A 22067-nucleotide genomic window follows, 5' to 3' on the forward strand; every position below is an offset into this window, starting at 1 on the left:
GCGACGATCGGACCCGTTTTGCCGCTCGACCGCTGCCTGTCAGCTACAGGCGGCCTAGCGGCGGCAAACGGGTCCGATTGTCGCAAGAGTGGGCTTCAGGCGGTTCGGAGACGTCGCAGGCTTCGGTGCCAGGGGTTTGAAGGCAGCTGGGGATTGAGCAGGGCCGCTGCCACGCAGTACTTGCTGATCTGGATCGGCCGGATGCCGAGATCCCGCAGCACCCGGTCCGCCGCTCCCGCCCGGCCGGCCGTTTTGCTCTCCACCAGTACGGCGCCAACCGGCCCACGTACGGCCCGTGCCTCGTCCGAGCCACCCTGGTGGAACAGCAGGTCGATATCGCAGGTCAGCCGCGCGTGGTCGATACGATCCACCAGCGTGGTCCGGCGATAGGTCGTCGTGAGGGTCGGCCCGAGATCCCCCTGGTCGCGTACGCCGTACTCCTGGCAGAGCTGAGCTCGCAGGAACTCCGTCGCGGCCGGCGTGAGATCCGATCGATCGGCCAGCTCGTACGGCATGCGGGCTTTCACCGTTTCGCTGCGACCGCCCTTGAGTTTCACCTCGAAGGTGCATTCGCCGCTGTCGAGGTACGCCCGCGTACGGACCTTGTAGCGGCGGCGCCGACGTTGCACGTGTTCCCGGTAGAGCCGGTGGTCCGCGCTGTCGAAGTACACGGACTCGTAGTTGAAGCTCCGCCGTCCGTCGATGTCCAGTACGGCGAACCGGTCACGCAGCCGATCGGTCATCGTGATGAAGGCATTCACCGGCACCAGGTACTTGCGGTCGATCCGGACCTGAAGCGCCGCCTCGTTGAGCACCTCGGCCAGCGAGACGGGCCGGAGGCCGCTGACCGCGCCGGTCATTGCCGCCAGCAACGGAGAGGGGGCGGTCATGACGCGAACCGGTTCACGGTGCGAAGGCTCGGCACGTGCTGGGGCTGATCGGTGCGCACGCGATACCGCACGTCGACCACGGTGATGTCGGTGACCAGGTCGACCTCCAGCACGACGTAGTACCGGATGTCCGCGCGCAACAGCCGCTCCAGCGCCGGCTGGATGTCCCGCGGATCAGGATAGGCCTGATCCAACGTGACCTTCTGGCGACGCGACCGGGCCGTCAACGCGGGGTGATCCACCAGGTACATCAGGGCCACCAGCAGCAGGCTCAATGCGGGCGCGAGCCAGACCGGTCCGGGATGTAGGCCGTTCACCAGGCCCATGGCCAGGGAGACGAAGTAGTACGCGACCTCCTCCTGGGTGATCGAGTCCGACCGCAGCCGGATGATCGAGAGAATGCCGAACAACCCCAGGCCCAGGCCCATTCCGGCCCCGCTGCCCGCGAGCATCGCCGTCACGGCCATCACGCCGACGTTGAGTGCGACGTACGCGAGCAGCAGGTCCCGCCGGTGGTAGCGGCGGAAGTAGATGCCATAGGCAAGTAAAGCGATCGCGATCAGATCCGCGAGCACTGCCAGTCCCAGACCGGGCATGGGTTCATCCTCTCGGGCGACTCCGGCGACGCCGCTCCAGCGAGCGCGGTCGCCGATCGTTTCGGGCGGGCGACCGATCAGCCGGTCGCTTGACACCTTCGAGTCAACCCAGCGCGGGTGAGGTCAGCCTGTGCGGCCGATGAGAGACCTCTCATGTCCGCAGGCGATACCCCATGCCGCGCACGGTCTGGATCCGCTCGGTGCCGAGTTTGCGCCGCAGATAACGGATGTAGACGTCGACCACATTCGAGCCGGGATCGAAGTCGAACCCCCACACCTGGGACAGCAGCTGCTCGCGCGACAACACCTGGTCCGGATGCCGGCAGAGCACCTCGGCCAGCACGAACTCCCGCGCGGTGAGTTCGATGCTCTGGTCCCCGATCGACGCGCGCCGCGTCCGCAGATCCAGGGTCAGATCGCCCACCACCAGCAGGGTCGCCTCGGCGGGTGGACCATTTTCGCCGCGTAGCCGCAATCGCACCCGGGCCAGGAGTTCCTCGAAGGCGAAGGGTTTCGCGATGTAGTCGTCGGCGCCACTCTCCAGCCCGGCCACGGTATCCCGCACGCTGTCCCGGGCGGTCAGGATCACCACCGGCATGCGCACCCGGGCCTCGCGAATCCGCCGCAGCACGGTGAAACCGTCCACCTTCGGTAAGCCGATATCCAGCACCAGCAGGTCGTACGCCCCGCTGACCGCTTCCTGGTACGCCGTCTCGCCATCCCCCACGGCGGTGGTGAGAAAGCCGTTGCTGCGCAGGCCGCGTTCCAGGAACGAGGCGATTCGTTCTTCGTCCTCCGCGATCAGGATCTTGTTCACAGGCTCACCGGTTCGGGATCGTCGGCCGGCAGTACGGCCTGGGATGGCAGTTCGAGCACAAACGTTGCTCCGGGCCCCGATTGCAGGGCCAGTCGGATCTCCCCGCCGTGCGCCCGGGCGATCGACCGGACGATGGCCAGGCCCAGTCCGGCGCCTTCGGTCCGGCGCTGATCGTTGCCGCGGGCGAATCGTTCGAAGACGCGCTCGCGATCGTCCGGGGCGACGCCACTGCCGTTGTCGGCCACCCACAGCTCGACCCGGCCGGGCAGGGCCCGGGAGCCGACAGTGATGCGATCGCCGTCGGCGGTATGGCGGACCGCGTTCGCGACGAGCTGCATCAACGCCTGGGTCAGGCGCTGGCCGTCCGCCTCGATGAACGCGTCGGCGGCCTCGTCCACCCGCCACTGCCGATCGGCCAGTGGCCGGGCCTTCGCGACCACGTCCACGACCAGGTCGGTCAAGTTGACCTCGCCCACCGAAAGGAAGTCGGGCCGCTCGCTCTTGGCCAGCAACAGCAGCTCGGCCACGATCCGGTCCATCCGGGACAGCTCGTCGAGTACCAGCGCGGTCGTCTCGGCCCGATCGGCCGGATCGTCGCCCATCAGTTCGAGATGACCCCGGACCACGGTGATCGGCGTTCGCAGCTCGTGCCCGGCGTCATCCAGGAACTGGCGCTGGGCCACGAACGCGACTTCGAGCCGGTCCAGCATCGTGTTGAACGTCCGGGCCAGCTGCGCGACGTCGTCATTGCCCACCACCTCGATCCGCCGTCGCAGATCCGTCTCGCTGATCTGCTCGGCCGTCGTCCGGACCAGCCGGATCGGCGCGAGCACCCGGCCCGCGACCAGCCAGCACGCCACGGCCGACATCGCCAGCGCGCCGACCACCACGATGCCGAGGACCTTCGCGACATCGTTCAACGGCTTCGCCATCACATCGCGGAATTCCAGCACCACGAGCGCCGCCGTACCGGGTGTCGACCCGACGCGAACCGGCAGGACGGCGTACCGGACGCGGCCGGCGCTGCTGTCCACCCAGCCGTACGACGGGCCGGTGGCGGCGGCGATCCGGGCGACGAAGGCGTGATCGCTGTCGAGGCGTGCGGGTGGTTCGGCCAGGCTGCGGTGATGCGCCCGGCCGTTGAGCACGCTGAAGAACGCTTCGGAGGTGTCGGGCAGATTGCTCTGCATCCACCGGTCCAGCAGCTGCTCGGGCCGGGTGAACGCCTGGGCCTGCGGAGAGGCGGCGAACAACCGGAACTTCTCCGCCTCGTGGCTCAGTTCGGCATCCGCCATCGCGTCCGACCGCGCGCCGAGCGCCTGCCAGGTGAGAAACACCAGCGCGGTCAGGGCCAACGTCAGCACGCTCAACGTCCACCCGATGATCCGCACCCGCGCGCTGAGCCCTTGCCTCCCACCGTTCCGCCGCCATCGTGAGGCCGCTGGCGGCTGGGTGGTGGGCTCAGTCATCGTCGAGGTCATCGCGGTCATCCGCGTCGTCATCGTCGTCGTCCCCGGCGGGCGGTACCGGCGGTGGGGAGACCGGCACGGCCTCGCTCTGGCCTTGCGACGGCGCGGCGGTGGATGAGCCGGTCGGTCGCCGCGACGGCACCACAGTGGGACCAACCGTCGGCCGTGGCGTAGGGCTGACACCGGCCGTTGGCGAGGCTCCAGGCGTCGGCGTGGCTTCAGGCGTCGGCGTGGCTCCTGGGGTCGGAGTGACTTCCGGCGTCGGGGTGGTCTCGGGGCTGGCGGGCGGGTTCGAGCCGGGGGTGGTCGCGTCGGCGGCGGGCACGATGACAACGCCGTCGCCCAGTTCCGGCGCGGACCGGTCGGCGATGAAGTCGGTCAGTACGAACCCGCCGACCACCAGCACCGCGGCCACCGCGAGATAAACCAGCCGGGGAGATCGCATACGCCCACCCTCCACCTCCGACCCGACGACCAGGATGAGTCGTAGATGAGAGTCCTCTCATCTACCGCCCGCCTACACCGTACGAGGCGGCCTCCACCCTGAAGCGAATGAACGCAAGCCCTGCGGCCCGTCAGCAGGTCGGGGTGGAGGCGGGCAGGCCGCGGTAGAGCTCTAGGCGGACGTTGTCGTTGCGCGGGAGCAGTACGGCGATGCCGTCCGCGGGCGTCCACGCGGCCGGCAGGATCAAGTACTGGTCGTTCGATTGCAGCACCAGCTTCAGGCCGTCGTACCGGAACGCGTAAAGCGCGTCAGAACCTGTGCAGGGTGTTTCGGTCACGCCCTTGCCGCCGAGGTTGAGTTCGCCCGTGCTGTAGACGACGGCGTTCGGGACCTCGGGTAGTTCGCCGACGAACTGCTCCGCCCGGGCCCGTCCCACCGCCGACGAGTAGTCATTGGTCGCCCAGAACAGACAGATACCGACGAGCGCGAATACCCCGGCCCATTCGGCCATTCGCCGCGGACTGAGGTCTTCGGCGGTTTCCGGCGGCGGCGCTTCCGTCGTACGGCGGAGGTGGTTCGCGTACGAGAGCAGCAGTACGCCGCCCGCGAGGCTCAGCGGCGCGGCCAGCTCGATCCGGTCGCGCAGGGGTTCCGCGAACATCGCGACGAGTCCGATCGTCGCCAGGATCCCGCCCGCGATGAGCAGGGCCTCCGGTCCGACTGCCCGCTGACGCCGGACCAGCGGACGGCTCCAGATCGCGACCAGCACCACGCAGGCGAACACCACGAGCGGTACGAACAGACCGTCCACACTGAGTACCAGGTAGTCGACCGTGGTCAGCCCGAGCAGCGACGTGTCCACGCCGAAGTAGTCGTAGAACCAGAACCCGCGCTGCCAGCCGAACCAGAACAACAGCCCGGTCAGCAACGTCGTCGGCGCGATCACCGTGCCGAACAGCCGCACCACCTGCGGCAGCCCGACCGAAAACGCCGCCCCCGAAACCACCGCCTCCCCCAACGGCACCGACTCCTCCGCCTTGGCCGTGCCACCCGGCCGCGTCGGCCCGCCCGGCTGTGCCGCGTCTGCGGGCTTGGCCGGGTCAGGCGGTTGGAGCTGGGTGGCGGTCATTCCCCGGCCTCACTGGGCGTCTCCTCCGGAGCGACCGACTCCGCCGGTGACTCCGCTGGCGAAGGCGACTCGGACGGGGACTCTTCCGGCGAAGGCGATTCCTCCGGGGACGGGCTCGGGGTCTCGCAGGGCGAGGTACCGGCGAGGAGGGTGATGGTGCCGCCGCGCGGCACGGTCGCGCCCTCGTCCGGCCTCGACGAGTGGAACTCGCAGTTCTCCCAGTCCGGTGCCGAGTTCTCGACCACAACGCTGACGCACAACGTGCCGTCACCGCACTGCTTCCGGACCGACGCCTCCAGATCACGCACCACGTCGTCGATCGGATTGCCCTGCGTGAATCGGGTCGTAGTCACCTTGATCGGCGGCTTCGGGGCCTTGCCGTCCCGGTCCCGCGGTGCTCCGGCGACGCCATTCGGCTCGTTGCCGCCGGACCCACCGCCCTGGCCCGATCCGTTGCCCACCACCGATCCACAACCGGTGGCCAGCATCAAGGTGGCTGTCATCGCGATCAGTTTCCGGCTGTTGCTCATTTCGGTCCCCCAGTGCTCGATGTCGATATCACTCATCGTGCTCAAGAGGCTTCAGCCAGCCTTAAAGCCGGGATGGGGGTCAGATCAGGTAGCGGAACTCCGCGCTGTCGGGCTTGATGCGCTCGATGTCGAGGGGTGCGGCCTTCATCCGGTCGAGTAGGCCGGCCAGGTCGTGGGCGCGGCCGATCTCGATACCGACCAGCGCGACGCCGGTCTCGCGGTTGTTGCGCTTCACGTACTCGAACAGCGTGATGTCGTCGTCGGGCCCTAGTACGTCGTCTAGGAACTGCCGCAACGCCCCAGGCTCCTGCGGGAACGTCACCAGGAAGTAGTGCTTCAAGCCTTCGTAGATGAGAGAACGCTCGACGATCTCCCCATACCGGCTGACGTCGTTGTTCCCACCCGAGAGCAGGCAGACGACTACTTCGCCCGGTTGTACGTCGACCCCGTGGCCGAGCGCTGCGGTTGAGAGAGCGCCCGCTGGCTCTGCGATCAGCCCATCCGTCTGGTACAGCTCCAACATCTCCGAGCAGACAAGGCCTTCCGGGACCGACGTCATCGTTGCGCCCGCTGCAGCCACTAGCGGCAGCGTCACATCGCCTACGCGCCGTACGGCGGCTCCGTCCACGAAGCTGTCCAGGTGTTCCAGCGTGACCGGCTCACCGGCTTCGAGGGCCGCCGCCATACTTGCAGCGCCTTCAGGCTCTACACCGATCACGCGAACGTTTGGATGACGCGCGGCCAGCCAAGTCGTCATACCTGCGATCAAGCCGCCACCGCCGACAGGAACCACTAGTACGTCGGGAGCCCGGCCTAGCTGCTGTACGACCTCTACGGCGACCGTTCCCTGGCCTGCCACGGTTCTCGGGTCGTCGAACGCCGGGACGAGCGTGGCGCCGGTCGCGACGGCCTCGGCCAGTGCGGCGGCGGCCGCGTCGTCGTACGTGTCACCGGTGACGATGACCTCGACCTGAGCGCCACCGAGTGCGGCGATGCGATCGCGCTTCTGGCGAGGCGTGGTGCGCGGGACGAAGACGCGTCCATGTACACCGAGAATGTGGCACGAGTACGCCAGTCCCTGGCCGTGATTGCCCGCGCTGGCGCAGATCACGCCGGCGGCCTTGGCCTTGTCGTCGAGTTGCGCGATCAGGTTGTACGCGCCGCGCAGCTTGTACGAACGGCCGATCTGCAGGTCTTCGCGCTTCAGGTAGACCTCGGCGCCGGATCGTTGCGACAGCCGCGCGTTGTGCTGCAGGGGAGTGCGAATCGCGACCTCGGTCAGCCGCTGAACCGCCGCCTCGATCGCGTCCGCGTCGACCGACTGCCCGGTCCGGGGACTGCTGCTTGCCATCACACCTTCTTCAACCGTGAAGCACTTCCTCCGAAAATGAAGTACTTCGGAAAACTAATCCGCATCAGCCTTGAAACAGGAGGTATGAACACTCTCCTGACTGGGGAGTCTAGTTTTCATACGCTCACCCGGTGTAACGACCAGCCGCCTGGATCGGATGTGCCGGGTACAACCGGCCAACGGGGGCTGGATTTGGGGGCAGTATGAAATCGATTCCGTTCGATCTGTGGGGCGATGCGTTGTGGTGTGGTCAGGAGGTCGTGCGGGAGGCGCCGCACGAACAAGCGATCCGGGGTCTGTTTCCGGACCCCATCCCGGCGCGAGGCGCAGATCTGGACACCGAGGCGGAACTCGTCCCGGAACCGTACAACCGTTTTGATCCCCGGGCGATCGCCGTCCGGGTGCATGACCAGGTAGTCGGCTATCTGCCCAGGGAGGACGCGCACCGCTATCACCCGGTGCTGACCGAACTGGTCGCGCAAGGCCTGCAACCACGGGTCCCGTGCCACATCTGGGTCAGTGAGTGGGCTCCGGCCGACTGGGAGCACAAAGACAGCGAGTCGACCGATTTCCACGCCAGTGTGGCGATCGCGCTGGGCCAGCCGCACATGCTGGTCCCGGTCAATCTGCCGCCGCCGGGCAGCTATCAGTTGCTGCCCTCGGGTGGTGGCGTGATGGTCTCCGGCAGCGGCGACCACGCCGACGTACTCGCGCCGTTCTTCCGCCCCGAGGGCGAGTGCTGGGCCTATGCCACGCTGCACGCCGTCGAGGAGGAAGGCGACGAGCGGCCCAAGATGGTCGTCGAGGTGCGGATCGACGACGAGCCGGTCGGGCGGCTCAGCCCGAAGCTGAGTCACGACTTCCTGCCGGCCATTTCCTATCTCGCCGACATGCGGGCCGAAACCGCGGCCCGGGTGATCGTGCGCGGCGACCGGATGGTCTCGGAGGTGATCCTGTACGCGGCCCGGAGTCACGACCTGCCGGCCACCTGGCCGGATGGTCTGACCCGGTCGCCAGTGGCCGCTCCGGGATGGCACTACTGGATAGGGAAAGAGGCCAACTGAGCCGATTCAGACGGTGAGGCTCTCGTTCTCCACGGCGGTCAAGGTGGGACCACCGAAGACAACGGCAGCCCGTTTCGTCGCCGCGACCCGATCGAGCGCCGGGCCGACGTGCGTGACCACGAGTCGCCCCACGCCGGCCCGGCGAGCCAGCTCGCCCGCGTCCTCCGGGGTGTGATGCACCTCGGAGGGCTGATCCACGTCCGCCTCACACAGCAGTACGTCGGCTCCCGCGGCCAAGACGTCCAGCCCGGGCGATGGCGCGCAGTCGCCGGAATACACCAGCGTGCGCCCGTTCGCCGTTGCGCGCAGGCCGTACGCCTCAGTGCCGTGCTTGACCGGCTTGCTGAGCAGGGAGAGGTCGTTGATCCGCACCTCGTGGCCGTCGGACAGGTCCTGCAACTCCAGCACCTCGTCGGCCACCCCGGGCTGGAGGAACCAGCCGCCGATGCGATCGCCCATGCCGGCCGGGGCGTAGACCGGAATCGGCGCCACCTTGGGCAACAAGCCGAAACTCAGCGCGTAGTACGCGTTGACGAGGTCCAGCGTGTGATCGGCGTGCAGGTGGGACAGCCAGATGGCGTCGAGCTCCTCGAGCCGGGTATGCCGCAGCAGGTTCATCATCGAGCCCGGGCCGGCGTCCACCCACACCTTGGCGTTCTCGGTGCGCAGCAGATAGCCCGAGCAGGGCCGATCCGGCTGGGGATAGGGCGCGGCCGTTCCCAGCACGGTCAGCGTGAACACGGTTAGCGAGCCTGTCCGGTCAGCATCTACAGGGTCTCGCCGATCAAGGTGTAGATGCGGTCCATCGCGCCCGGCAGATCGTCATGGCCGAAGTCCGGGTAGATGTGCAGGGCCTTCGGCGCGGTGACCTTGTTGTACGCCGCGAACTGGGTGGACGGCGGGCAGGTCTTGTCCTCGAGGCCGACGAACATCTCGACCCGGCCCTGGATCCGGTCGGAGAGGTGCTGCACGTCGACATAACCCAGCCGGTTGAACACCTCCTGCTCACGCTGGTGCTGCGGATCGCGCTTGCGGAACCAGGTGCTGATCTCGTCGTACGGCGCGGACTCCAGGCTCATCTGCCACGCGCGCTGGTAGTCGCACAGGAACGGGTAGACCGTCGCGACGAGCTTGACCCGCGGTTCGAGCGCGGCCGCGACCAGGCTGAGGCCGCCGCCTTGGCTCCAGCCGGTCGTGGCGATGCGGTCCGGGTCCACCTCGTCCAAGCTGCTGACGATGTCGAACAGCCTGCGGGTGTCGAGAAAGACGTGCCGGTAGAGCAGTTGGTCCGGCCCGGCGTCGAGCCCGTCCACCACGTGGTGCTTGAGGTTGAACGAGTTGGCGCGCGGCAGGTTGTCGACGTACCCGACCTGTTCACGCACGTCCAGCGCGGCGATCGTGAACCCGCGGGCAGCGTAGCCCAGCAGTTCGGTCCACTTCGGGGGCTCTCCGCCGTACCCGTGGAACATCAGGACGGCAGGCGCGGGGCCGTCGACGGACAGCGGGCGGACCAGCTTCGCGTGCACACGGGCGCCGCCGGTGCCGGTGAAGTAGAGGTGCTCCGTGCGGGCGAACGGCACGGTGAAGTCGGCGGGCACCAGTTCGACGTCGGCATCAACACCGGCGAGCTCGGTCAGGCTCTTGGCCCAGAACTCGTCGAAGTCGGCCGGCCGGGGATTGGTGCCCTGGTACGTCTGGAGGGCCTCGAACGGCAGATCGAAAGCAAGTGGCACCGGTGACTCCTCAGGTCAGGTCAGTACAAGCAGGGCTTATTCTGCGCGACCATCCCAGATCGTGTAGCCGTGGGCGGAGTTCAGCCGGTCGCGCAGCTCGATCTGGAGTGGCTCCTGGCGGGCCGGTGGCAGCCAGCGCAGCGGGATCAAGGTGGTGTCGTCGGGCCGTTTTGTCCGCAACGCGACAGCGTCGCCCTGGGTTGTCGCCACCAGCTCCACGGTCTTGATGTCCATCCAGTTGGTCCGCAGCCCGCGCACCTCGACCCACTCCTTGCCGAGCTTGAGCAGCACGGGCGGCCGGACCAGCACCCACAGGCCGGTGAGCGTCACCAGGCCACCGAGCACGGCCAGCACGGTGACGAGGGAATCCGGCGCGTTGAAGGCCCACAGGACCGCGGCCACACCCAGGATGATCAGGCCGACCGCGGGTATGCCGAGGAAGCGGTCCGGTCTCATCCGGTACGTCGACGAGCTCATTCGCCAAGGATGTCAGTCCGCGCCGACGTTTTCCGCTCCGGGGCTACTCGTCCTCGTCCTCGCTGATCGGGTGGTAGGCGCAGACATCGGCCAGGTCCTGCTCGTTACCCGGCTTCGTAGTGGGCTTGCTGGTCGGCTTGGTGGTCGCCTTGCCCGTCGTGGTGGTGCTGGGCGGCTTGGTCGTGGACGAAACCGGCTTCACCTTGGGCTTGGTCGCCTTGGCCACGAGTTCGGCGATCGCCTCGTAGTCGGGGTTACGCCCGTTGGGGAAGTTCTTGGACTTGTCCAGGTCGACGTTGGTGACCTTGGCGCCCTTCACCTTGAGCCCGAGTTCGACGAACGCGCTCAGGATCTCCTGTGGAATATCCGTGCGCAGCAGCTTCTTGCTGGCCGAGGCGATCTGCTGGTACTTGGTCACCAGCGTGGCCGGCTGGGCGCTGTCGACGATCGCCTTGATCGTGCAGCGCTGGCGCTCCTGGCGGGAGATGTCGGTCAGTCCGTACCGCCCGCGGGCGAACCACAGCGCCTCTTTGCCGAGCAGCTTCTTGTTGGCGCCCGGCGTCAGGTAGTACCGCGGCAGAGTGTCGTCGTCGGGGCTGCTGGTCCGGCCGGTGTCGCCGCCGACCGGGACCTTGTAGTTGATGTTGACCTTGATGCCGCCGAGGGCGTTGATGATCGACTCGAAGCCCTCGAGGTTGACCTGCATGTAGTAGTCGATGTCGAGGCCGAGCGCCGCGCCCACCGACACCTTGAGCACGTCGGCGCCCTCGTTGTCGGACTCGCCGAGAATGCTTTTGTGCTCGGCCGGAATGTTCCGGTACATCGCGTCGAGGTAGTACTCGGGCTGCTCGGCGGGGCCGTTCGGGTCCCAGTAGCCGTCCGGATACTTCTTGTGCAGCGGGGAGTCCTCGGGGAACGGCATCCGCATCCAGTTCCGGCTGAGCGAGATCAGCGCGGTATCACCGGTTTTGGTGTCGATACTGGCCACCATCACGGTGTCCGTCCGGGTGCCTTCGCGGCCGGCGCCGTCGTCCGCGCCGAGCAGCAGGATGTTCAGCCGGGGTGTGTGCGCCCAGGGGTCCTTCTTGTTCTCGACCTTGGGCCGGGTGGCGCTCTTGGACTCGCCCTCGGCCTGGAAGACGCTGCCGACCAGATCGCGCTGCACCAGCACGTTCTGCGCGGCCAGGGCCATCGGTGCCGCGATCGCGAAACACAGCAATCCGACAAACGCCGATCCGAGCGCACGGCCGCCGTTCGACGCGGCGGCCGGCCGCAGCAGCCGGTGCGAGGCGATGATGGTCGTGATCCAGGCCAGCGTGACCACGACGATGGCGCCGGTGATGATCAGCAGCTGGCTCGGATCGACCAGCAGGCCGAGCACCTCGTCGCGCCGGGTCAGACCCACCACCGCGAGCAGCACCACCACCGCGCCGGTGAGCGTCATGATGAAGGCGCCGAGCTTGGCGCGACCGCCCATGATGAAACCCGAGCCGGGGATCAGCGCGCTGACCAGTGTGAGCCCGATCGCTCGCCCAATGGAGCGAGCCCGGTACGCTCTGTGACGGCCGGATGACCGCGAGCCCTGGGTCGATCTCCGTGCTGCACGAGAGCTGCGGGACATGGCTCCGGTTCCTGTTGGACGACAAGACACGGGCGACGCGACGGCCCCCGTGATCTTGACGCCGTCCCACCCACTTAGGTTGACGTACCGTCTGCCCCTTTGGTTGCCGCTGGCCGAACCACGGTCAGATTACAGGTGCGCCCCATGTCGATCCCAAGCTCCGGGACGCCGTCTTAACGGTTTGCGGTACCCATTTTGCCGCCGGAGCCGATCACCCGATACTCTGGGCCGTCGCCGGATCGCAGTCGGATCCAGCGTGGAGGTGTCGCCTAGTCCGGTCGATGGCGCCCGCCTGCTAAGCGGGTTGAGGGTAATCCCCTCTCGGGGGTTCAAATCCCCCCACCTCCGCCGGTAAGACGAAGAGCGGTAAAGGCCCCCAAGGCCTTTACCGCTCTTCGTCGTTCAGGCGCAGCCGGTTCCCCCACACCCTTGCCGTTCCCTCACCACCCGCACGTACGCCGGTCGCTCCCGCACGCTGTTCGTCGTACCAGGTGGTCTGCGGCGGCTTGGCGCGGGAACGCGATCGGCCCGGGCCATCCGCTTCCGGAAGATGGCTCGGGCCGATCGTCGTTCGCTGCTCGGCGCCGGCGTCGTTGACGGCGCCAAGCGGCGGGTCTTCGGTACTACGCGCCGAGGCGCTGCTTGAGGGTGTCGAGTTCGACCCGCAGGGCGGCCGGAACCTTGTCGCCGATCTTGGCGAACCACTCCTCGATCAGCGGGATCTCGGCCTTCCACTCCTCGTCGTCGACGTTGAGTGCGACCTGCAGGGCCTCCAGCGACAGGTCCAGCCCGGAGATGTCGATGGCGTCCGGTGTCGGTACGTGGCCGATAGAGGTCTCGACCGCGGCGGCCTTGCCCTGGAGGCGCTCGATGACCCACTTGAGCACGCGGCCGTTCTCGCTGAAGCCGGGCCAGACGAACTTGCCCGCCTCGTCCTTGCGGAACCAGTTCACGTAGAAGATCTTCGGCAGCTTGGACGCGTCGTTGTCCTTGCCGACGGTGATCCAGTGGTTGAAGTAGTCACCCGCGTCGTACCCGATGAACGGCAGCATGGCCATCGGGTCACGTCGTACGACGCCCACCTGGCCGACCGCGGCCGCGGTGGTCTCGGACGACAGGGTGGCGCCCATGAACACGCCGTGCGCCCAGTCGCGGGCCTCGGTCACCAGCGGCACCGTGGTGGCGCGCCGGCCGCCGAACAGGATGGCCGAGATCGGCACACCGTTCGGGTCCTCGTACTCGTCGGCGATGATCGGGCACTGCTTGATCGGGGTGCAGAAGCGGCTGTTCGGGTGCGAGGACAGCTCGTCCGAGTCCGGCGTCCAGTCGCGGCCCTTCCAGTCGGTGAGGTGGTTCGGCGGGACCTCGGAGTAGCCCTCCCACCAGACGTCACCGTCGTCGGTCAGCGCCACGTTGGTGAAGAGCGAATTGCCCTTCTCGATCGTGCGCATCGCGTTCGGGTTGGTCTTCCAGCCCGTGCCCGGGGCCACGCCGAACAGACCGAACTCCGGGTTCACCGCGTACAGCCGGCCGTCCTCGCCGAACCGCATCCAGGCGATGTCGTCGCCGAGCGTCTCGACCTCCCAGCCCTCGAGGGTCGGGTCGAGCATGGCGAGGTTGGTCTTGCCGCAGGCGCTCGGGAAGGCGGCCGCGATGTAGTGGACCTTCTTCTCCGGCGAGATCAGCTTGAGGATGAGCATGTGCTCGGCCAGCCAGCCCTCGTCGCGGGCCATCGCCGAGGCGATCCGCAGCGAGTAGCACTTCTTGCCCAGTAGCGAGTTACCGCCGTAGCCCGAGCCGTACGACCAGATCATCCGTTCCTCGGGGAACTGGACGATGTACTTCTCCGGGTTGCACGGCCAAGCGACGTCGGTCTGTCCGGCCTCGAGCGGTGCGCCGACCGAGTGCAGGCACGGCACGTACGGCGCGTCGCTGCCCATCTTCTCGAGTACGTCGGCACCGATGCGGGCCATGATCCGCATCGAGGCGACAACGTAGGCGGAGTCGGTGATCTCGACGCCGAACATCGGCTTGTCCGCGGTCAGCGGGCCCATGCAGAACGGGATCACGTACATCGTCCGGCCACGCATCGAGCCGCGGTACAGCTCGGTCATGATGGCCTTCATCTCGGCCGGGTCCATCCAGTTGTTGGTCGGACCGGAGTCGGCCTCGTCGACCGAACAGATGAAGGTGCGCTCCTCGACCCGGGCCACGTCGGACGGGTCGGTGCGGGCCCAGAACGAGTTCGGCTTCTTCTCGTCGTTCAGGCGGACCAGCGTGCCGGCCTCGACCAGCTCGGCGGTCAGCCGCGCGTACTCCTCGTCGGAGCCGTCGACCCAGTGGATCCGGTCCGGCTGAGTCAGCTCGGCGATCTCGGCCACCCACGCGGCGAGGCCGGCGTGGCGGGTGCTGTTCGCACCGGGAAGGGCGGCGGTGGGGCGCTCGTCGTTGAGGCCTGCGTCGGTCTGGGCGGGACTGGCGGTGGTGGTCATCGGCGGCTCGTTCCCTCTCGCGATCGTCCGGGGTGCACCGAACCGGCCGATCGGATCCCGATGGCCGGTACAGCTGGCTAGGGTCTTGCTCTGACATACCAGTGAACGCTGTGGACGTATACCAGCATGCAAGTGGTACTACGGTACGCGAGCCATCAGGGTGCTGTGAACCGGGAGCTTGTGAGTACGATCACAAAAGCCCGCCGGGAAAGCCTTGTCCCGGCGGGCTGCGGTCTTACGGAGAAAATGCGGTCTAAGAGGTCTGGGTCCGGATATCGTTCAGGACCCGCTGGGCGTCTGCTCTGCCACCATCCTTGGCCGTCACCGCGACGCCGAGCAGCCACCAGCGGCCGCCGCGTTCGAAGGCGCGCGTCATCGAGACCACGTACGAGCCGCGGTCCTGCTCGGTGAACCAGGTCTGGCCGTCCTTGGCCGTGGTAGGGACGGGCGCCTTGAACCGCGACGTCCAGCGCTGGTCGAAAGCGGCCCGATCCTGACGGCAGTCGGCCAGACTCGTGCACGGGTGGGCCGCGATGACGGCATCCAGGGTGGCCGACCTGGGGTTTTCGCCGCTGATCACCCGGCGGTAGATCGCGTGCGACGATTCGCCAAGCCGGATCTGCCCAGGCGGCTGAGGCCACCGGAACGCGAACGGAAGCTCCAGGCCCTCCACCGGCTGCGTCGGGTCACTCGACGCATAGGTCTCGCCTACAACCGAGATGGACGGCCGACGCGGGTCTATCGCCGGCATCTTGGCCTTGGCGATCCCCGGCAACACCACACTCGTGGGAAGTGCGCCCGGACTTACTGCCGGAGGAACCGGCACGGTAGCTCCAGTAGTGGTGTCGTCCTTCTTGTTGAAGGCGGCCCCGACGGAGTAGGTAACAGTGAAGAGCAGCAGGTACGCCACGGGGACGATCACGTAGAACTTCCAACCGGCCCGGCGCTTCACGCCCGCTACAAACCCTTCAGCCCTCGTCGAGGACTCCTGGCCTGGTACGTCGGACGTGGCCGGGGCATGCGTCGTACTGCTCGGGTAGGTGTTACCCGGGCTTGGCGGGACTGGGGCGGCGCCGAAGTGCTGGAGCTGGCGACGTACCTCGTTGACTGAATCCTGGTCATTGCCGAAGACGCCGTCCAGGGGGTCCAGGAGCCGCTCGGCGCCGGACTGGCCGGGGACGAGCTGGGTGATCGCGTACGGGCGGTTCGCCGCGAAGTTGGCCGCCCATAAGGGTGTCTCGGGTAGACCGTTCGCAGGCGCCGGCATGCGGCTTGCCTCGTCCAGGCGCTGCCGGGCCATCGGGTCGTTTGCGCCGGCCTCGCTCAGTACGATCGCGACAACTTCTACGCCCGCGTGGGAGCGGCCACGCCAGATCTCGGCAAGCGAATGCTGCAGGAGCCGCTGGCCCAACTCATACCCGGGGATCCGCGGAGCGGCGGTCACTTCGCCTCCCACATGGCGCGGTCGGCCAGGATCAGCAAAGCGGCCTCAGTGGCTTCACGGCGGATCGGGTGGGCGGCGTACTCCACCTCGACCACAACGTCACCGCGTACGGTGATCACCTTCATGGCCCACTGCTCCTCGCCGTTCTCGGCGCGCTGGATCTTGGTCGGATACGGCCGGTCCTTGATCACGATCCACGGCCGCGTATCGAACGAGCGGCGCGCCACCTGCGGCGCGCTGCTGCCCGGTGTGGCGGCGTGCGGGGTCACGGTGACCCCGAGTCGCGCGCTCGTGTACGTGCTCTGGCTGCGCTCATCGACCGACGCCCGGCAACGCACGTCCTTGAACCCGGTCTGCGCGAGCTTCGGGTTCGAACCCTTGGGAAAGAAGGCCGACACGTCACCGAGCCGCTCGCACAAGTCGGCAGGCAACTTCCTTGCCGTAGGCAACTTGGCAGGGTCGGCCGCGCTCCCGACGGTCAGGCCCAACCCGAATCCCGCCAACACCGTCACACCGGCCCCAATGGCCAAACCCCGTCCCAACCGCATCCTCAAACCTTAACCGCGCAAGGGGGTCCTCCCCGCGCGACCGCGCCATCCGCCGCCGCGACCGCGTGCGGCGCGCCACCGATCTGCCGACGCGAGCCTGCGCCACGCGGTACCGGTCTGTCGATGCGAGCGTGGGTGGGATGCCGCGTCCGTCTGCCGTCGGGTGCATGTTTCAGGTGACAGCGGTCCACCGGCAGGGCGCGGCGTAGGTCGACCGGTAGTCCGTGCGGCGTAGGTCGACCGGTACGAGCGGCGGGAAGTCAGTTCCCGGCGAGGTTGCGGACCGAACCGCCGGACTCGCCAAGCTTGCCGCCCAGACCGGACAGCGCCTGGCCAACCTCAGAAAGAATGCCGGACAGATCCCGCAGATTGCCCGCCAGCGTATCGATCTCCCCAGCGACCCCGCTGATGCTGCTGCTCCCGCTATTCAGCTTCTTTGCGGCCGCGTCGCCAATTCCCGGAATCTTGTCCAACTCGCCAGCCAGCCCCGCCAACATGCCGGCCGCCTCATTCAACTTGTCCTTGGCCGCTGACATCGTGTCGGCACTACCACTCAACGCCCGCTTGGCCCCACCCTCGCCGTCATCCCCGACGAGCGCTCCAGCCGCCTTGCCGGCCTGCTCCCCGGCGTCGGCCAACCCATCCCCGAGCGACTTCAGCAACTTAGGCAGCTGCCCGATGAAGCCCAACGCATCATCCGGCAGATCCCGAACCAACTTGAGGACCTTGTCGAAGTCATCCGCGTTGTCCAGCACAAACCCAACGGCCTTCTTGACGTCGCCCATATCGCGCCCGCCGAACAACTCCCCAATATCCACCCTCAAACCCTAGCCCCACCACCCCGCCCCACCCCTTCACAATCCCCACGCCACGCCGCCAAGCCCGTACGCCCGCCAAACCCGTACGCCCGCCTCCCTTGGACCGAACCCCGCCGCTCGCGGCCTTCACGACCACGCCAGTACAACGACCCAACTCATCCGCCACCCGCCGCCACCCGCCACCACGCGCCGTACGCCACCCGCCACCACGCGCCGTACGCCACCCGCCGTACGCCAGCCGTCGCGTCGACCGCCCCGCCGCGTGCAGGCGGCCGCCACCCGGCACCCATCGCCGTACGCCGATGCCCGGAAGGGCCTTTCCGCTGCGCGATCGGGCTGCCCGTACGGCCGCGGATCGGGTCTCGCGAGGCCCGATTTCATACCTGGGGCCAGGCGCGTGTATCGTTACCTTTCGTTGTCGGCGCTCGTAGCTCAACGGATAGAGCATCTGACTACGGATCAGAAGGTTGGGGGTTCGAATCCCTCCGAGCGCGCAAGCAAAACCCCAGGTCAAGCACTATTGACCTGGGGTTTTCTCATCCTTCAGGGTCGATCTTGCAACACGGCGCCAGCGCAGATGATCCCGGCCGTCCTCCTCGCCCTCTTCGACCCGGTCAACCGCGGCCGCGAACGCATCGGCGATCCAGCGGCGTGCCGACGGATCACATGGGCGTACACCCGACGTGTGACGCGAAGGTGGGGCGATGCTAGGCGCTGTTGCCCAGTAGCTCGGTCAGTGGTGATCTGACGTCGGCCGGGTAGAGACCCAGCTCGTCGAACTCGTCAGCCCCAACCCACATCAGTTCGGAGATGTTCTCCGGGCTCTGGGCGTCGGCTTCGTCGCCGGACAAGACTGGTGTGCCGGTGACCTCGGTCACCAGGAAGTAGGACGCGGGCCTGCCGTTGTGCTTGCCGGTCCACAGCAGCCGGTCGATTCGGCCGGTGAGTGTGGTCTCCTCGTTCAACTCCCGCAAGGCGGCGGTCTCGGCGGTCTCGCCCTCCTCGACGTGTCCGCCAGGCAGTACCGCGTAGTGGTGGCCAGGGCAGTCTGGACTGTCCCAGTCACGTGCCTCGCACATGACTGCAAGCGCTGGCTGACTTTTGCCGCAGGTAGCGCTTGATCACGAGTGCACGATGGCCCTCGGTAACTACGGCTGCTGCTCTTGGAATCGGCATGCGGACGAGAGTGCCAGCCTGATCCGACAATTCCCGGGTCACTCTTGACGAGAGGCCCCTGCTAACAAGCTCGTGGGTAGGAGGCATTCGGGGCGTAGCCTTCGAGGGTGGGGTTGAGCAAGGTTGTTGAGAGGTGGCCGGTGTTTGCGCGGCAGGTTCGGGGCGCGCTTGGTCGGGATGGCGAAGCTGAGCTGGCGAGTCAGGTGGATGAGCTGCGTGTCGTGGAGCTGTGTGAGTGTGGCGACGACTTCTGTCAGAGCTTCTATGTGGAGCGGCCGCCCGATGATGTTTATCCGTCGGATAGTCATCGCAGCTGGTACTGCGATGACGAGGAGCTCGGGTGGGATGGCCACCTGATCCTGGATGTTGTTGATGAACGGATCGCGTTTGTCGAGGTGCTCTACCGGGCGCCGCTCGATTGAGGCTGCGATGAGCCTGCTGGTGAGGTGGTTGACGGCCGGGACGACTGCTTTGGCGAGCACGGGGGAAGTGCGGGATGACGGGAGTTATTGCGTTGCGGGGGCACTACCCAAGGCTTAGCGTGGCGGGACTTGGCGGCGGGGCTCTGGGTCTTGTCGCGGCGGAGTTGTAGAGGGAATGAGGAGCAGATGACGTCTCACCTGTTCGCGCTGGGGTTTTATGCGAAGGACCCGGTTGCTCAGGCGCGATTCTGGGCCGGAGTGCTGGGCTGGAAGCTGGCCGATGAGGCGGCGGACGGCGCGGCGAGCGGCGCGGGCGGTGCGGTCGGCACCGGCGGGACGGATGGCGCGGATGGTGTGGCGGGTGGGGTTGCGATTCTGCCGAATGACGACACTGGGTTTCGGATCAGGTTTTACGAGAGCCAGGAGCCTACGCGTGGTCCGAATCAGGCGCATTTTGATTTGACCAGTCAGTCGCCGGAGGAGCAGCAGGCGACGGTGGCACGGGCGTTGGAGCTTGGGGCCCGGCATCTGGATATTGGGCAGGGCGACGACGCGAAGCATGTGGTTCTTGCCGATCCGGAGGGCAACGAGTTCTGTGTGCTCCCCGCCGGCAACAAGTTCCTGGCCGAGTGTGGATTCCTCGGCGCGCTGTCGTCGGACGGTACGCAGGCCCTCGGGTATTTCTGGAGCAAGGCCCTCGACTGGCCGCTGGTGTGGGACCAGGACGAGGAGACCGCGATCCGCTCGCCGCAGGGTGGTCCGAAGATCACCTGGGGTGGTCCGCCGGTCGCGCCCAAGCTTGGTACGAATCGGCTGTTCCTCGAGCTCGTACCGCCCGCCGACGGGGATCAGCAGGCGGAGGTCGACCGTCTGGTCGCGCTCGGCGCTCGCGTTGAGGGGGAGCCGGGCGAGGACGGCCGCGTGCTGATGTTCGATGTCGACGGCAACGAGTTCGCCGTACTGCCTCCTCGCTAGTCAACGCTCCACCCGAACGCCCGGCGTTACCCGTCTCAACCGCGGGTGGCGCCGGGCGTTCGGTCGTGTACGGCGCTAGCTTAGGTTCTGCGGAATATAGTGACGCTGAACCTGGTTTGGGTTCCATGGAAGATAGTGGAAGGCGGCGGCGATGGCGGAGTTGGGCGGGGTGTTCAACGACCTTGTGCGGTTGGAGATCGAGCTCTGGAACGCCGTTGACCACCGGTTGCGGGCGGACTTCGAACTGCCGTTGAGCTGGTTCGAATTCCTGCAGCTGATCGACCGGACCGAGAACTGCCGGGTGCAGGACATCGCGCGCGATCTCTCGATCACTGTCGGCGGTACGAGCAAGCTGGTGGATCGGATCGAGGCGGCGGGCTATTGCCGGCGCAGCGTCAATCCGGAGGACCGGCGGTCGTCGATTCTCACGCTTACCCGGACCGGCCGGAAGGTGCTGACGAACGCGACCAAGGCGTACCAGGATGAGCTCGATCGCCGGCTGGGTGAGCCGCTATCGGTCCGCGAGCTCGAAGGACTGAGCCGCACTCTGACCAAACTGCGCCAGGCCGGACGACGGCTCGGCGCTACGGAAGGGCGATAGATGGATCCCAGCACCCCAGACGCCAAGACCCCGCAACCGCCGCATGCGACCAATTGGTCAGAAGCGTCCGATGAAGGGCGACACGCCGCGTCACAAGCGTCCGATGAACGGTATACACCGAGGATCATGCGGGTGGGTGCTGGTTGAGGTGAAGGCGTTTGGGCTTAATCGGTCTGAGTTGCATACGAGGCCCACCGGGCGATGGAGGACGGCCAGGCGCAAGGGAAGTTCGTCGTTACCACCTAGGCCTTGGCGAGGGCGGCGATTTCGGTGGTGACGCGGTCCACCTCGGCCTCGGTGTTGTAGTAGTGCGGGGAGAGCCGCAGCGCCCACTCGACGTTCTTGTCGGCGAAGTCGTACTGGGCGGAGGATCGGCTGCTGAGTGACGAGTTGATGCCCTTCGCCTGCAAGGCCGACTTGAACGGCTGTGCCTCCCAGCCGTCGATGGTGAACGTGACGATCGCGGCCAGCGCGGGCCCCTTGTCCAGTACGCGAGTGCCGTCGATCTCCCGCAGCCGATCGCGCAACATCGTCGCGAGCTGGCCCGCGCGCTGGGCGATTCGCTCGATGCCGACCGCCCTCGCGTAGCGGACCGACTCGGCCGCGCCGACAACCAGTGCGTACGGCATTTCCCATTGCTCGAAGCGTTTCGCCGTCGCGCTCGGGGCGTATTCGTCGGGGCTGGTCCAGTCGGCCCCGCGCATATCGATGAACAACGGCTCGATCTCGCCGGACAACACCCGGTTGGAGGCGTAGAGGAAGCCGGCGCCGCGTGGTCCGCGCAGGAACTTCCGGCTGGTCGCGGTGAGGAAGTCGCAGCCGAGCTCCTCCACGTCCACCGGGAGTTGGCCGACCGATTGGCAGGCGTCGACCAGGTAGAGCAGCTCCAGCTCGCGGGCGTACAGGCCGATCTCCGCCACCGGCTGGACGAGGCCCGAGTTCGTCGGAACGTGCGTGACCGAGACGACCCGTGGGCGCCGTTCCCGCATCAGGGCGACCATGGCCGGTACGTCGACGCCGCCCTCGGGCGAATCGGGTGCGCGCACCACCTCGACGCCGAGGCGCTTCCGCAAGGACATGAAGGCGATCTGGTTCGAGATGTAGTCGTTCCGGGTGGTCAGGATGACGTCGCCCGGCTCGAACGGTATGGCCGACAATGCCGTATCGAAGGCGTGGGTCGCACTGCTCAGGAAGGCGAGGTTCTCCGGCGCGGCGTTCACCAGGCCCGCGTGCTCGGCGTAGAACCCGGCGATCGCGTCGGCCTTGGCATCGGCCGCCTCGTAACCGCCGATCTCCGCTTCGAGGTCGAGATAGTCCTTCATGGCGGCGAGCACGGGCGTGGGCATCAACCCCGCGCCGGCATTGTTGAAGTGCACCAACTTCTGGACGGCAGGCGTATCGGCCCGCCACCTGTCAACATCGGAGTCCGAGATTTCGGGGCGCAGCGACGGGTCACTAACCATGCGAAA

Annotated in this window: 22 protein-coding genes and 2 tRNA genes; 6 read left to right on the forward strand and 18 right to left on the reverse strand. The window is 67.2% G+C overall.

Features of this window, described 5'->3' with window-relative positions; genetic code table 11:
• Positions 1 to 95: 95 nt before the first annotated feature.
• The 8 genes from ACFFGN_RS35595 to ilvA all read right to left on the reverse strand — a co-directional run bounded on the left by ACFFGN_RS35595 (position 96) and on the right by ilvA (position 7227).
• Entirely contained in the window at positions 96 to 890 is a 795-nt protein-coding gene (locus ACFFGN_RS35595; RefSeq protein WP_380057534.1) for a VTC domain-containing protein, read from the reverse strand.
• On the reverse strand, positions 887 to 1486 hold the full coding sequence (locus ACFFGN_RS35600) for a DUF4956 domain-containing protein (RefSeq protein ID WP_380057537.1): 600 nt from the start codon (positions 1484 to 1486) through the stop codon (positions 887 to 889). The genes ACFFGN_RS35595 and ACFFGN_RS35600 overlap by 4 nt, the downstream gene beginning before the upstream one ends.
• A gap of 151 nt (positions 1487 to 1637) precedes the next feature.
• Positions 1638 to 2303, reverse strand: a complete 666-nt coding sequence (locus ACFFGN_RS35605) for a response regulator transcription factor (protein WP_380057540.1) — start codon at positions 2301 to 2303, stop codon at positions 1638 to 1640.
• The gene (locus ACFFGN_RS35610) at positions 2300 to 3805 is read right to left on the reverse strand and encodes a sensor histidine kinase (protein ID WP_380057543.1); all 1506 of its coding nucleotides are present in this window, start codon (positions 3803 to 3805) and stop codon (positions 2300 to 2302) included. The genes ACFFGN_RS35605 and ACFFGN_RS35610 overlap by 4 nt, the downstream gene beginning before the upstream one ends.
• Entirely contained in the window at positions 3765 to 4217 is a 453-nt protein-coding gene (locus ACFFGN_RS35615) for a hypothetical protein (RefSeq protein ID WP_380057546.1), read from the reverse strand. The genes ACFFGN_RS35610 and ACFFGN_RS35615 overlap by 41 nt, the downstream gene beginning before the upstream one ends.
• Before the next feature lie 130 nt (positions 4218 to 4347).
• Complete coding sequence (locus tag ACFFGN_RS35620) at positions 4348 to 5346, reverse strand: hypothetical protein (RefSeq protein WP_380057549.1); 999 nt, start codon at positions 5344 to 5346, stop codon at positions 4348 to 4350.
• On the reverse strand, positions 5343 to 5912 hold the full coding sequence (locus tag ACFFGN_RS35625) for a hypothetical protein (RefSeq protein ID WP_380057552.1): 570 nt from the start codon (positions 5910 to 5912) through the stop codon (positions 5343 to 5345). Before ACFFGN_RS35625 ends, ACFFGN_RS35620 begins: the two co-directional genes overlap by 4 nt.
• A 43-nt stretch (positions 5913 to 5955) precedes the next feature.
• On the reverse strand, positions 5956 to 7227 hold the full coding sequence (ilvA, locus tag ACFFGN_RS35630; RefSeq protein WP_380057555.1) for a threonine ammonia-lyase IlvA: 1272 nt from the start codon (positions 7225 to 7227) through the stop codon (positions 5956 to 5958).
• Positions 7228 to 7430: 203 nt separating this feature from the next.
• Between ilvA and ACFFGN_RS35635 the strand changes: the two genes are divergently transcribed.
• A complete protein-coding gene (locus ACFFGN_RS35635; RefSeq protein WP_380057558.1) occupies positions 7431 to 8291 on the forward strand; it encodes an HIRAN domain-containing protein in 861 nt (286 codons plus the stop codon).
• Between the two features lie 6 nt (positions 8292 to 8297).
• On the opposite strand, the gene ACFFGN_RS35640 is transcribed toward ACFFGN_RS35635, so the two are convergent.
• From ACFFGN_RS35640 to ACFFGN_RS35655, 4 genes are read right to left on the reverse strand one after another with little or no spacing between them, the layout of a single operon-like run.
• Positions 8298 to 9032: an MBL fold metallo-hydrolase gene (locus tag ACFFGN_RS35640; RefSeq protein WP_380057561.1), complete on the reverse strand. Its 735-nt coding sequence runs from the start codon at positions 9030 to 9032 to the stop codon at positions 8298 to 8300.
• Between the two features lie 26 nt (positions 9033 to 9058).
• On the reverse strand, positions 9059 to 10024 hold the full coding sequence (locus ACFFGN_RS35645; protein WP_380057564.1) for an alpha/beta fold hydrolase: 966 nt from the start codon (positions 10022 to 10024) through the stop codon (positions 9059 to 9061).
• Between the two features lie 36 nt (positions 10025 to 10060).
• Complete coding sequence (locus tag ACFFGN_RS35650; protein WP_380057567.1) at positions 10061 to 10501, reverse strand: hypothetical protein; 441 nt, start codon at positions 10499 to 10501, stop codon at positions 10061 to 10063.
• Positions 10502 to 10544: 43 nt separating this feature from the next.
• Positions 10545 to 11978 carry an LCP family protein gene (locus tag ACFFGN_RS35655; RefSeq protein WP_380057569.1) on the reverse strand — a complete coding sequence of 478 codons (1434 nt, stop codon included), beginning with the start codon at positions 11976 to 11978 and terminating at the stop codon, positions 10545 to 10547.
• A gap of 402 nt (positions 11979 to 12380) precedes the next feature.
• Between ACFFGN_RS35655 and ACFFGN_RS35660 the strand changes: the two genes are divergently transcribed.
• Positions 12381 to 12470, forward strand: a tRNA-Ser gene (locus ACFFGN_RS35660).
• 275 nt (positions 12471 to 12745) lie between these two features.
• Here ACFFGN_RS35660 and ACFFGN_RS35665 read toward each other — a convergent pair.
• The 4 genes from ACFFGN_RS35665 to ACFFGN_RS35680 all read right to left on the reverse strand — a co-directional run bounded on the left by ACFFGN_RS35665 (position 12746) and on the right by ACFFGN_RS35680 (position 17424).
• Positions 12746 to 14614, reverse strand: a complete 1869-nt coding sequence (locus ACFFGN_RS35665; RefSeq protein ID WP_380057572.1) for a phosphoenolpyruvate carboxykinase (GTP) — start codon at positions 14612 to 14614, stop codon at positions 12746 to 12748.
• Positions 14615 to 14867: 253 nt separating this feature from the next.
• Positions 14868 to 16058 carry a hypothetical protein gene (locus ACFFGN_RS35670; RefSeq protein WP_380057575.1) on the reverse strand — a complete coding sequence of 397 codons (1191 nt, stop codon included), beginning with the start codon at positions 16056 to 16058 and terminating at the stop codon, positions 14868 to 14870.
• Positions 16055 to 16606 (reverse strand): hypothetical protein, encoded by a 552-nt coding sequence (locus ACFFGN_RS35675; protein WP_380057578.1) that lies wholly within the window; start codon positions 16604 to 16606, stop codon positions 16055 to 16057. The genes ACFFGN_RS35670 and ACFFGN_RS35675 overlap by 4 nt, the downstream gene beginning before the upstream one ends.
• Positions 16607 to 16866: 260 nt before the next feature.
• Positions 16867 to 17424: a hypothetical protein gene (locus tag ACFFGN_RS35680; RefSeq protein ID WP_380057581.1), complete on the reverse strand. Its 558-nt coding sequence runs from the start codon at positions 17422 to 17424 to the stop codon at positions 16867 to 16869.
• Between the two features lie 421 nt (positions 17425 to 17845).
• Here ACFFGN_RS35680 and ACFFGN_RS35685 point away from each other — a divergent pair.
• Positions 17846 to 17918, forward strand: a tRNA-Arg gene (locus ACFFGN_RS35685).
• A gap of 213 nt (positions 17919 to 18131) precedes the next feature.
• Here ACFFGN_RS35685 and ACFFGN_RS35690 read toward each other — a convergent pair.
• The gene (locus tag ACFFGN_RS35690) at positions 18132 to 18503 is read right to left on the reverse strand and encodes an NUDIX domain-containing protein (protein ID WP_380057583.1); all 372 of its coding nucleotides are present in this window, start codon (positions 18501 to 18503) and stop codon (positions 18132 to 18134) included.
• 204 nt (positions 18504 to 18707) lie between these two features.
• Here ACFFGN_RS35690 and ACFFGN_RS35695 point away from each other — a divergent pair, with 204 nt between their 5' ends.
• The 3 genes from ACFFGN_RS35695 to ACFFGN_RS35705 all read left to right on the forward strand — a co-directional run bounded on the left by ACFFGN_RS35695 (position 18708) and on the right by ACFFGN_RS35705 (position 20598).
• Positions 18708 to 19022, forward strand: a complete 315-nt coding sequence (locus ACFFGN_RS35695; protein ID WP_380057585.1) for a hypothetical protein — start codon at positions 18708 to 18710, stop codon at positions 19020 to 19022.
• Between the two features lie 186 nt (positions 19023 to 19208).
• Positions 19209 to 19997: a VOC family protein gene (locus ACFFGN_RS35700; protein ID WP_380057587.1), complete on the forward strand. Its 789-nt coding sequence runs from the start codon at positions 19209 to 19211 to the stop codon at positions 19995 to 19997.
• 151 nt (positions 19998 to 20148) lie between these two features.
• Positions 20149 to 20598 (forward strand): MarR family winged helix-turn-helix transcriptional regulator, encoded by a 450-nt coding sequence (locus tag ACFFGN_RS35705; RefSeq protein WP_380057590.1) that lies wholly within the window; start codon positions 20149 to 20151, stop codon positions 20596 to 20598.
• Between the two features lie 242 nt (positions 20599 to 20840).
• Here ACFFGN_RS35705 and ACFFGN_RS35710 read toward each other — a convergent pair whose 3' ends face one another.
• Entirely contained in the window at positions 20841 to 22061 is a 1221-nt protein-coding gene (locus ACFFGN_RS35710; RefSeq protein WP_380057593.1) for an aminotransferase class V-fold PLP-dependent enzyme, read from the reverse strand.
• Positions 22062 to 22067: the final 6 nt, after the last annotated feature.

This window comes from Kribbella deserti (genome assembly GCF_042434725.1).
Classification (GTDB): Bacteria; Actinomycetota; Actinomycetes; order Propionibacteriales; family Kribbellaceae; genus Kribbella; species Kribbella deserti.

Bases quoted from the DNA above. Each gene is read 5' to 3' on its own strand.
- ACFFGN_RS35595 (WP_380057534.1), bottom strand. From the start codon at position 890: ATGACCGCCCCCTCTCCGTTGCTGGCGGCAATGACCGGCGCGGTCAGC.
- ACFFGN_RS35600 (WP_380057537.1), bottom strand. From the start codon at position 1,486: ATGCCCGGTCTGGGACTGGCAGTGCTCGCGGATCTGATCGCGATCGCT.
- ACFFGN_RS35610 (WP_380057543.1), bottom strand. From the start codon at position 3,805: ATGACGACGCGGATGACCGCGATGACCTCGACGATGACTGAGCCCACC.
- ACFFGN_RS35615 (WP_380057546.1), bottom strand. From the start codon at position 4,217: ATGCGATCTCCCCGGCTGGTTTATCTCGCGGTGGCCGCGGTGCTGGTG.
- ACFFGN_RS35620 (WP_380057549.1), bottom strand. From the start codon at position 5,346: ATGACCGCCACCCAGCTCCAACCGCCTGACCCGGCCAAGCCCGCAGAC.
- ACFFGN_RS35625 (WP_380057552.1), bottom strand. From the start codon at position 5,912: ATGAGTGATATCGACATCGAGCACTGGGGGACCGAAATGAGCAACAGC.
- ilvA (WP_380057555.1), bottom strand. From the start codon at position 7,227: ATGGCAAGCAGCAGTCCCCGGACCGGGCAGTCGGTCGACGCGGACGCG.
- ACFFGN_RS35635 (WP_380057558.1), top strand. From the start codon at position 7,431: ATGAAATCGATTCCGTTCGATCTGTGGGGCGATGCGTTGTGGTGTGGT.
- ACFFGN_RS35650 (WP_380057567.1), bottom strand. From the start codon at position 10,501: ATGAGCTCGTCGACGTACCGGATGAGACCGGACCGCTTCCTCGGCATA.
- ACFFGN_RS35655 (WP_380057569.1), bottom strand. From the start codon at position 11,978: ATGGGCGGTCGCGCCAAGCTCGGCGCCTTCATCATGACGCTCACCGGC.
- ACFFGN_RS35665 (WP_380057572.1), bottom strand. From the start codon at position 14,614: ATGACCACCACCGCCAGTCCCGCCCAGACCGACGCAGGCCTCAACGAC.
- ACFFGN_RS35675 (WP_380057578.1), bottom strand. From the start codon at position 16,606: ATGCGGTTGGGACGGGGTTTGGCCATTGGGGCCGGTGTGACGGTGTTG.
- ACFFGN_RS35690 (WP_380057583.1), bottom strand. From the start codon at position 18,503: ATGTGCGAGGCACGTGACTGGGACAGTCCAGACTGCCCTGGCCACCAC.
- ACFFGN_RS35700 (WP_380057587.1), top strand. From the start codon at position 19,209: ATGACGTCTCACCTGTTCGCGCTGGGGTTTTATGCGAAGGACCCGGTT.
- ACFFGN_RS35705 (WP_380057590.1), top strand. From the start codon at position 20,149: ATGGCGGAGTTGGGCGGGGTGTTCAACGACCTTGTGCGGTTGGAGATC.
- ACFFGN_RS35710 (WP_380057593.1), bottom strand. From the start codon at position 22,061: ATGGTTAGTGACCCGTCGCTGCGCCCCGAAATCTCGGACTCCGATGTT.